The sequence below is a fragment of the Ornithinibacillus halophilus genome, from assembly GCF_900129485.1.
Lineage (GTDB): Bacteria > Bacillota > Bacilli > Bacillales > Amphibacillaceae > Ornithinibacillus > Ornithinibacillus halophilus.
The window spans coordinates 48325-58673 of sequence record NZ_FQVW01000016.1 but is presented as its reverse complement, the minus strand read 5'-3'; the positions used below and the strand labels follow the sequence as shown (position 1 = coordinate 58673).

At 35.1% G+C, this 10349-nt stretch carries 8 protein-coding genes, 1 rRNA gene and 1 other annotated feature (1 of these 10 running past the window's edge); all 9 genes read left to right on the top strand.

Features of this window, described 5'->3' with window-relative positions; genetic code table 11:
- Positions 1–92 (top strand): 5S ribosomal RNA (rrf, locus tag BUB12_RS08645); the annotation flags it as partial.
- 150 nt (positions 93–242) lie between these two features.
- Positions 243–941: an MgtC/SapB family protein gene (locus BUB12_RS08640; protein WP_072890067.1), complete on the top strand. Its 699-nt coding sequence runs from the start codon at positions 243–245 to the stop codon at positions 939–941.
- A 224-nt stretch (positions 942–1165) separates the two neighbouring features.
- Positions 1166–1633, top strand: a complete 468-nt coding sequence (locus BUB12_RS08635) for a CtsR family transcriptional regulator (RefSeq protein WP_072890066.1) — start codon at positions 1166–1168, stop codon at positions 1631–1633.
- A gap of 52 nt (positions 1634–1685) precedes the next feature.
- The gene (locus BUB12_RS08630) at positions 1686–2237 is read left to right on the top strand and encodes a protein-arginine kinase activator protein McsA (protein WP_072890064.1); all 552 of its coding nucleotides are present in this window, start codon (positions 1686–1688) and stop codon (positions 2235–2237) included.
- Complete coding sequence (locus BUB12_RS08625) at positions 2234–3298, top strand: protein-arginine kinase McsB (RefSeq protein ID WP_072890063.1); 1065 nt, start codon at positions 2234–2236, stop codon at positions 3296–3298. The genes BUB12_RS08630 and BUB12_RS08625 overlap by 4 nt, the downstream gene beginning before the upstream one ends.
- Before the next feature lie 16 nt (positions 3299–3314).
- A complete protein-coding gene (clpC, locus tag BUB12_RS08620; RefSeq protein ID WP_072890061.1) occupies positions 3315–5741 on the top strand; it encodes an ATP-dependent protease ATP-binding subunit ClpC in 2427 nt (808 codons plus the stop codon).
- A 263-nt stretch (positions 5742–6004) separates the two neighbouring features.
- Positions 6005–7378: a DNA repair protein RadA gene (gene radA / locus BUB12_RS08615; RefSeq protein ID WP_072890059.1), complete on the top strand. Its 1374-nt coding sequence runs from the start codon at positions 6005–6007 to the stop codon at positions 7376–7378.
- A 185-nt stretch (positions 7379–7563) separates the two neighbouring features.
- Entirely contained in the window at positions 7564–8664 is a 1101-nt protein-coding gene (locus tag BUB12_RS08610) for a PIN/TRAM domain-containing protein (protein ID WP_072890057.1), read from the top strand.
- A gap of 104 nt (positions 8665–8768) precedes the next feature.
- Positions 8769–10238: a glutamate--tRNA ligase gene (gltX, locus tag BUB12_RS08605; protein WP_072890055.1), complete on the top strand. Its 1470-nt coding sequence runs from the start codon at positions 8769–8771 to the stop codon at positions 10236–10238.
- Positions 10239–10282: 44 nt separating this feature from the next.
- Positions 10283–10349 (top strand) — a binding site (T-box leader) (it continues 174 nt past the right edge of the window).

Sequence of the window (10349 nt, the reverse complement as noted above, 5' to 3'; positions counted from 1 at the left end):
ACACCTGTTCCCATGCCGAACACAGAAGTTAAGCTTCTCAGCGCCGATGGTAGTTGGGGCTTTGCCCCTGCAAGAGTAGGACGCCGCCAGGCTAAAAAGACTAAGATACAAATACTGTATCTTAGTCTTTTTTTTATATCTTAAAGTTATCTACTATTTGATCAAGTATCCTATCTTAAATTCATTAAATTATCTTCTTAATATTTAAAACTATAGTATAATTTAATGAAGGGGGAGTGGTTATGGTAGCATATATAGAAGAACTTTTTGGTGAACACTTTCTTCTTTTTGTTGTTCGAATATTAGTTGCGTTAGTACTTTCAGGGTTAATTGGATTTGAAAAAGAGTTGAAAAATCACTCTGCTGGATTTAGAACACATATCTTAGTAGGTATTGGTTCTTGTCTTATGATGCTTTTATCAACCTATGGGTTTGAAGCGTTTATAGAAAAATACGATAATGTGAGGTTTGATCCAGCAAGAATTCCATCGTACGTAATAAGTGGAATCGGTTTTTTAGGAGCTGGAACCATTATTGTCTATGGAGGAACGATTCGTGGTTTAACAACGGCAGCATCTATATGGGCAGTTGCGGGGTTAGGGCTTGTTGTAGGTGCGGGTATGTATGCTACAGCTGTTTTTACAACATTAGTAATTTTATTAAGTCTAGTATTTCTAAATAACTTTGAAAAGCTGTTTAAGAAGGGGCACAGGTCCCAGATTATTGAGATTATTGCCTTACCTAATTTACCGGTTAATCATATTGTGTCTATATTTGAAAAGTATACGTTGATTATTAAAAAAGTAGAAATTGTGAAAGTCGAAAATAATTTACGTAGTATTTATATAAAGATTGAAAGAAATGACAATATTGATCGTATAACATTATTTGAAGAATTATCAAATATAGAATCGGTAAAAAATGTTAACGAAAGAACCTAATATACACTTTCTATGACCGTACATGCTTTGTACGGTTTTTACTTATAGATTTATTACCTATTAAGTTTTGATTTAGATATTTTTGTCTAAAATAAAAGGGACAGGATATTAGTTGCATCTGAAATTAATTGCAGTATAATATTAATAAAGTCAAAGATAGTCAAAGTCAATAACGACTAATATAACCCAACTTAAATTATTTGTTTAAAGAGGGAGGGAATACAATGAGCAATATATCCGATGTTATAGAACAATATCTAAAAAGTATTTTGAGTTCAAAAGGACAAAACGCAATAGAAATAAAGAGAAGTGAAATTGCAAATAGATTTCAGTGTGTACCTTCGCAGATTAATTATGTAATTAATACACGATTTACGATGGAAAAAGGGTATATTGTTGAAAGTAAACGTGGTGGTGGAGGATATATCCGAATTATTCGTATTGAGCATCAGGACCGATCTGATCTAATAGATGATATTATAAAACTTATCAATCCTACGGTTACTCAACAAGCAGCAATTGATATTCTAGAAAGACTGCTGGAGGAAGATATCATTACTGAAAGAGAAGCAAAAATTATGGCTAGTGCAATGAATAGAGAGATATTAGCCTTAAACTTACCTATAAGAGATGAAATACGTGCTCGAATTTTAACTACAATGCTTACTACGTTAAAATATATTAATAAATAGTAATTTTTTTGCACAAATAAATGTTTAACTTATGGAAGAAGGGGGAAAAACCGTGGAATGTCAGGAATGCCATAAACGCCCTGCAACACTTCACTTCACACAAGTCATTAATGGAAACAAAACAGAAATTCAACTTTGTGAGGTATGTGCCAAAGAAAAAGGATATATGACGTATCCGGAAGATGGATATTCTCTACACAATTTACTCTCTGGATTGTTTAATTTTGATTCAAATCATATTGGTACTCAAAAAAAGGATTCGCAATTCCAACAAGTTAAAGAATTACAATGCGCTAGATGTGAAATGACTTTTTCTGAATTTAAACGAGTAGGTAAATTTGGTTGTGCGGAATGTTATCATACTTTTTCATCTCATTTAGACCCTATATTTCGTCGTGTTCATAGTGGTAATACGAAACACCGAGGCAAAATTCCCAAACGAAAAGGTGGGGATTTGCATATAAAGAAGCAGATTGAGAGCTATAAATCTGAACTACAAGAATTAATTGTAAATGAAGAATTTGAAAAGGCAGCAACGGTCAGAGATAAAATAAGGGAATTGGAGATGGATATTCGAAACAAGCAGGATGGTGATCAGTCATGACACTAGAACATTTTATGAATGAAGCAATTAGTCCCTGGATGCGAGAGAATGGTCCAGATAGCGATATTGTTTTAAGTAGTCGCATTCGACTTGCACGTAATTTTGCTGATATACCATTCCCAATAATCGCAAACCAGCATGACCTAGAAAAGATAAGGGAATTCCTACAACAAGAGTTTGAACATCTTTCTTTTCAAGACTATAAAAATTTTGAGTTTATCTCCATTAGAGATTTATCTTCAATCGAAAAAAGAGTATTGGTTGAAAAACATTTAATCAGCCCATTACTGGCTCAAAATGACGGAACCTCTGCATCCATGATATCCAATAATGAACAAGTCTCTGTCATGATTAATGAAGAAGACCATATACGTATACAGCTTTATTTTCCAGGCCTACAACTAACTAAAGCATTAAATAAAGCATTTGAGTTAGATGATTGGTTAGAAGAAAAGGTGAACTATGCATTTGATGAAACAAGAGGATTTTTAACGAGTTGTCCTACAAACGTAGGAACAGGTATGAGAGCATCTGTTATGATGCATCTCCCAGCATTGGCGATGACAAAGCAAATTAATCGCATGATGCCTGCCATTAATCAGCTTGGATTGGTAGTTAGAGGGATTTATGGGGAAGGTAGTGAAGCAGTAGGGAATCTTTTTCAAATTTCAAATCAAATTACATTAGGAAAAACAGAAGAAGATATCATTGAAGACTTACAAAGTGTTGTTCAACAATTAATTGAACATGAGCGAAGAGCAAGAACACGGTTAATGGAGCAATCTGGAACTGAATTAGAGGATCGAATTTATCGTTCTTTAGGTTCATTAAAATATAGTAGAATTATCGAATCCAAAGAGGCTGCCATGTGTTTATCAAATGTTCGATTAGGTATTGATTTAGGTATCATAAAAGATCTATCTCGTAATATACTTAATGAATTAACGGTGTTAACTCAACCAGGATTCTTACAACATTATGCAAAGAAAACTTTAACAGCGAGTGAACGTGATGTTCTACGAGCTACCCTTATTAGGGAGAGGTTGCAATTAGAGGAATAGGTAGGAGGAAACGAATATGATGTTTGGACGTTTTACCGAAAGAGCACAAAAAGTATTGGCACTTTCTCAGGAAGAAGCCGTCAGATTAGGACATAACAATATTGGTACAGAACATATCCTATTAGGATTAGTACGAGAAGGGGGAGGTATTGCTGCAAAAGCATTAGAATCCCTAGGGTTAGAAGTTGAAAAAATTCAGGAAGAAGTTGAAAAACTAATTGGTGTTGGTAAGCAACCAATGCAAACGATTCATTACACACCTCGTGCTAAAAAGGTGGTAGAACTTTCTCAAGATGAGGCTAGAAAATTAGGTCATTCTTATGTAGGTACAGAACATATTCTCCTAGGTCTCATTCGAGAAGGAGAAGGAGTTGCCGCACGTGTTTTAAATAATCTTGGTGTTAGTTTAAATAAAGCAAGACAACAAGTATTACAGCTATTAGGTAGCAATGAATCGCAGGCGGGTAGACAAGGTCGAGGTCAAGCATCAAATGCAAACACTCCAACCCTTGATTCATTAGCTCGTGACTTAACAGCAAGTGCTAAAGATGGAAATGTGGACCCAGTAATAGGCCGTAGCAAAGAGATTGAGCGTGTCATTCAAGTTCTGAGCCGTCGTACGAAAAATAACCCAGTGCTCATAGGTGAGCCTGGTGTAGGTAAAACTGCAGTTGCAGAAGGTTTAGCACAACAGGTTGTAAATAACGAAGTGCCAGAAACGTTGCGTGATAAACGTGTCATGACCCTTGATATGGGAACGGTTGTGGCTGGAACTAAATATCGTGGTGAATTTGAAGACCGTTTAAAAAAGGTTATGGAAGAAATACGACAAGCGGGAAATATAATTTTATTCATCGATGAATTACACACCTTAATTGGTGCAGGTGGAGCTGAAGGTGCAATAGATGCTTCCAATATTTTAAAACCTTCCTTAGCAAGAGGAGAATTACAATGTATTGGTGCAACAACTCTCGATGAATATAGAAAATATATAGAAAAAGATGCAGCTCTAGAGAGACGGTTCCAACCTATTCAGGTAGATGAACCATCTGTTGACGAAACCATGCAGATTTTAGCTGGATTAAGAGATCGCTATGAAGCACACCATCGAGTAACTATTACGGATGAAGCAATAGAGGCCGCTGCGAATTTATCCGATCGTTATATTACCGACCGATTCTTACCGGATAAAGCAATTGACCTAATTGATGAAGCTGGTTCTAAAGTACGTCTCCGTTCGTACACTGTTCCACCTAACTTAAAAGAACTTGAGCAAAAGTTAGAAGAAGTTAGAAAAGAAAAAGATGCAGCCGTTCAAAGTCAGGAATTTGAAAAAGCGGCATCCTTAAGAGATTCAGAACAACGCCTAAGAGAAGAACTAGAAACAACGAAAAAAGAGTGGAAAGAAAAACAGGGTCAAGAAGATTCACAAGTAACTGTGGAAGACATTGCAGAAGTTGTTTCAACTTGGACTGGTGTTCCTGTAGCTAAACTAACTAAAGACGAAAGCGATCGTTTATTAAATATGGAAGAAGTTCTCCATAATCGAGTAATTGGCCAGGCAGAAGCTGTTAAAGCCGTTTCAAAAGCAATAAGACGTGCAAGAGCAGGGTTAAAAGATCCAAAACGTCCAATTGGTTCATTTATTTTCCTTGGACCAACAGGGGTCGGAAAAACAGAGTTAGCTAGAGCTCTTGCAGAGGCTATGTTTGCTGATGAAGATGCAATGATTCGAATTGACATGTCTGAATACATGGAAAAACATGCGACATCTCGACTTGTTGGTTCTCCTCCAGGTTACGTTGGGTATGAAGAGGGCGGTCAATTAACGGAAAAAGTACGTAGAAAACCATATTCTGTTGTGTTATTAGATGAAGTGGAAAAAGCTCACCCTGAAGTATTCAATATTTTACTACAAGTGTTAGAAGATGGTCGTCTAACCGATTCTAAAGGTAGAGTGGTTGATTTCCGCAACACCGTGCTTATTATGACTTCTAATGTTGGAGCTAGTGAATTGAAACGTAATAAATATGTTGGCTTTAATTTAGAAGAAGAAGGCAGAGAATATAATGATATGAAGTCTAAGGTTATGGATGAATTAAAGAAAGCTTTTCGACCAGAGTTCTTGAATCGTATTGATGAAACAATTGTCTTCCATTCATTAGAGAGAGAGCATATGAAAGATATTGTAGTGCTACTTATTAAACAGTTACAGAAGCGATTGAAAGAACAAGAAATTGATTTTACACTTACGGATAAAGCAGTAGAGAAAATAGCAAAAGAAGGTTTTGATCCTGAATATGGTGCTAGACCATTACGTCGCTCTATCCAAAAAAATATAGAAGATTTACTTTCTGAAGAACTATTAAAAGGCTCTATTAAAACTGGTGAGAAGGTTAAAATAGGTCTCAACAATAAAGGTGAGTTTATTATTCTACCGTAAGAATATAGCACGTAAGCAGCTGGATGATGATATCTAGCTGCTTTATTTTTATACGTTCTAATAGTTAACCACCTTAATTCATGATAAAATGAGAATGGATTACCCTCTAAGTTACCCTCTATATCCTCTTTATTCTATTTTTAAACTTTTCTAGGAATTTTCTGTGGCATAAATTAGGAAAATCTTTTATTAAATGATAGAGTTTTGTAACCTTTGTGTTATAACAAACGTATATAATAAATATAAGAAGGGATCGATTAATTTTGGCAAAAAGAAAGACAAAGTTTGTCTGTCAGGACTGTGGCTATGAATCCGCTAAATGGATGGGAAAATGTCCTGGTTGCAATAATTGGAATACATTAGTAGAAGAAATAGAAGCTACAAGTACTAAAAACAGGCATACCTTTAGTGGTGTAAGTTCCTCAAATGGAAAGCCAGAAAAAATATCATCAATAAAATCACAAAAAGAACCACGCGTGACAACAAACTTGAAAGAATTTAATCGTGTACTTGGAGGGGGAATTGTTGCAGGGTCCCTTGTCTTAATTGGTGGAGATCCTGGGATTGGTAAGTCTACCTTACTACTACAAGTTTCGGCACAACTAGCTGATAAAGAAATGCCTGTATTATATATTTCTGGAGAAGAATCAACAAGGCAAACCAAATTACGTGCGGATCGTTTAGGAATTACTGCTGACTTATTATATGTATTATCCGAAACAAATCTATTAAATATAGCTAGTCAAATTGATCAAATTAAACCTGCTTTTGTTGTTATTGACTCTATTCAAACTATATATCGTGAGGAAGTAACAAGTGCACCTGGAAGTGTATCTCAAGTGCGTGAATCTACTAGTGAATTAATGCGAATTGCGAAAACAAGTGGTGTTCCTATATTTATCGTTGGTCATGTGACAAAAGAAGGGGCGATTGCTGGTCCGCGTTTATTAGAACATATGGTAGATGCCGTACTCTACTTTGAAGGGGAAAGGCATCATACGTTTCGAATACTTCGTAGTGTGAAAAACCGTTTTGGAAGTACGAATGAAATGGGAATATTCGAAATGAAAGAAGAGGGGTTAAGAGAAGTATTAAATCCTTCTGAGATATTTTTGGAAGAGCGTTCACAAGGTGCCGCTGGGTCAACTATAGTTGCTTCAATGGAAGGGACAAGACCTGTATTAGTAGAAATACAAGCATTAATATCACCTTCAGCATTTGGAAATCCGAGAAGAATGGCTACAGGCATTGATCATAACCGTGTTCCATTATTAATGGCTGTTCTTGAAAAAAGGGTTGGGCTAATGCTCCAAAACCAAGATGCATATATTAAAGTAGCTGGTGGTGTCAAATTGGATGAACCTGCAATTGACCTAGCAATTGCTATAAGTATTACATCAAGCTTTCGTGACCAACCAACAAGACCTGAAGATATATTTATTGGAGAGGTTGGACTAACTGGTGAAATAAGAAGGGTTTCAAGAATTGAACAACGAGTACAAGAAGCTGCGAAATTAGGATTTAAACGAGTAATCTGTCCACAAAAAAATCTAGATGGATGGACTTATCCAAAGAACATAGAAGTTATTGGAGTAAATTCAGTACAAGAAGCATTAGAAGTTGGACTTGCTCGGTAAAATAATTGTCGAAACCTAAGGGATTTAGTTTGACTTATGATATCCGTTATGATAAAATTTTTCTTTTGCTTATTTGAATGTTTTCTTTTGCTATGCTATCATTTAGAATGTATTATAGTTTAATTTGAAAATAATGGTTATTATTCATGGTAATAGGTAATAATAATGGATAGGAGGTGACAGTGGTGCTAAAAAAGATTGTACATCTATTTTTTATCATTTCAGGAGGTACCATTGGGTATTTATATATACCAAGTATAATACGATTTTTAGACTTTACTGATGCAGATTGGGTGGCATCACCATATTTAGGGTTGGTTTTGGGTGCAATTATATTATTTTTAATTTCGTATTTGATAGTAGATTATATAGTTGATTTTCTAAGGTGGATTGAAGAGGGACTTGTTAAAGTTCCGGTAGGTGATTTGTTTTTTGGTAGTTTAGGACTAATTATTGGGTTAGTTATTGCTTATTTTGCTAACATTCCTTTGCAATACATTAATATTGAACTAGTTTCACAGGTAATTCCTTTATTCGTTACTATTTTATTAGGATATCTAGGATTTCAGGTTGGTTTTAGACGCCGTGAAGAATTCGTTAGCCTCTTAAATATCAATAAAAAGAGTGAGAAAAAACGGGTATCTGCAGAAGAAAATACAGTAGCTGATCGCGAAACTCCAAAGGCAAAAATCTTAGATACAAGTGTGATAATAGATGGTAGAATTGCTGATATATGTCAAACTAATTTTTTAGAAGGTACAATCATTATTCCACAGTTTGTGCTTGGGGAATTACAGCATATTGCAGATTCCTCTGACGTGCTCAAAAGAAATAGAGGGCGAAGAGGTTTAGACGTTTTGAATCGCATTCAAAAGGAACTTCCAGTTAAAGTAGAAATTTACGAAGGCGATTTTGAGGAAATCTCTGAAGTTGATAGTAAGTTAATTAAACTAGCGAAAGTAATTGATGGGATTGTTGTCACAAATGATTTTAACTTAAATAAAGTTTGTGATTTACAAGGGGTACCAGTATTAAATATTAATGATTTAGCAAATGCTGTAAAACCTGTTGTGTTGCCAGGTGAAGAATTAATGGTGCAAGTCATTAAAGATGGTAAAGAGCAGAATCAGGGTATTGCTTATTTGGATGACGGTACAATGATTGTTGTAGAAGAAGGCAGAAATTATATTGGTAAAACGATTGAAGTACTTATAACTAGTGTCTTACAAACTTCTGCTGGACGTATGATTTTTGCAAAACCAAAATTACTTGAAAAAGCATTATAAAAAGGGTATAACTAAAGATGATATAAAAGTGATAACATATGATGTTATCGCTTTTTACTTTACGTGAAAAGTACTAGAAGATCTTCTTGAAAGGAAGGATTAAAATGAGTAATGATGTTCGTGTTCGTTATGCACCAAGTCCAACAGGTCATTTACATATTGGTAATGCGCGTACGGCACTTTTTAATTATTTATATGCAAAGCACTTTGATGGAAAGTTTATTATTCGTATTGAGGATACAGATGATAAGCGAAATGTTGAAGGTGGAGAAGAAAGCCAGTTGAAATTTCTAAAATGGCTAGGAATCGATTGGGATGAAGGTGCTGATGTCGGAGGAGATTTTGGTCCATATCGTCAAATGGAACGGTTAGATATTTATCAAAAATACATAGATGAGCTACTTGAACGTGGTTTAGCTTATAAATGTTATATGACATCGGAAGAATTGGAAAAAGAACGTGAAGAGCAATTGGCAAATGGACAAACTCCTCGATATTCTGGAGCACATCGTGATTTAACAGAGGATCAAATAGCTGCTTTTGAGGTAGAAGGACGTAAACCAAGTATTCGTTTTCGTGTTCCTGATAATATTACCTATGTCTTTAATGATATTGTTCGTGGAGATATTACATTTGAATCGAGTGATTTTGGAGATTGGGTAATTGTTAAGCAAAACGGGATTCCAACTTATAATTTTGCGGTAGCTATTGATGACCATCTGATGAAAATTTCCCATGTATTGCGTGGAGAAGAACATATATCTAATACACCAAAGCAGATGATGATTTATGATGCATTTGATTGGACACCACCAACATTCGGTCATATGACATTAATTTTAAATGAAGAACGTAAAAAGCTAAGTAAACGAGATCAACATATTTTACAATTTATTGAGCAGTATCATAATTTAGGATATTTACCAGAGGCGTTATTTAACTTTATTACGTTGCTCGGTTGGTCTCCGGTTGGGGAAGAAGAGATTTTTGATCAAGAAACATTGATTAAAATCTTTGATCCTGAACGTCTTTCTACGTCACCAGCGATTTTTGATGCACAAAAGCTAAAGTGGATGAACAATGCATATATCAAGTCTTCTAATTTAGAAAAAGTAATTGACCTTGCATTACCACATTTAATTGAAGCTGGTCGACTATCTCAAAATATGGATGATGAAACAAGACAGTGGGCTGAGAATGTTATTGCTCTTTACCATGAACAATTGCGTTATGGTCAGGAAATTGTTGAGTTAACAGATTTATTCTTCAATGAAGACATTCATTATGATGAAGCAGCTAAAGAAGTATTAGAAGGTGAGCAAGTTCCGGAAGTATTACAAGTATTTACCGATAGACTAATTCACTTAGATGACTATAATAAAGACACCATCAAAGCCCAGATAAAAGCAACACAAAAGGAAACAGGTCATCGTGGAAAGAAATTGTTTATGCCAATACGTGTAGCTACAACTGGACAAACGCATGGGCCAGAACTTCCTTTTGCCATTGAGTTGTTAGGGAAGGAAATCATCTTAAAACGTTTAGATAAAGTTTTAAAAGAACTAGATGCCTAATAATTCACATTGGGGTAAAAATATAATATAGTAATAGTATCAATATGGGATCGTTGAAAAGGGAAAGTAAAAATAGGCTATGCTCAGACAGAGAGAATCACCACCGGCTGA

What these genes read in the sequence shown, in the direction of transcription:
- BUB12_RS08625 (WP_072890063.1), top strand. Translation starts at nt 2,234, where the DNA reads ATGACACTAGAACATTTTATGAATGAAGCAATTAGTCCCTGGATGCGA.
- gltX (WP_072890055.1), top strand. Translation starts at nt 8,769, where the DNA reads ATGAGTAATGATGTTCGTGTTCGTTATGCACCAAGTCCAACAGGTCAT.
- BUB12_RS08635 (WP_072890066.1), top strand. Translation starts at nt 1,166, where the DNA reads ATGAGCAATATATCCGATGTTATAGAACAATATCTAAAAAGTATTTTG.
- clpC (WP_072890061.1), top strand. Translation starts at nt 3,315, where the DNA reads ATGATGTTTGGACGTTTTACCGAAAGAGCACAAAAAGTATTGGCACTT.
- BUB12_RS08640 (WP_072890067.1), top strand. Translation starts at nt 243, where the DNA reads ATGGTAGCATATATAGAAGAACTTTTTGGTGAACACTTTCTTCTTTTT.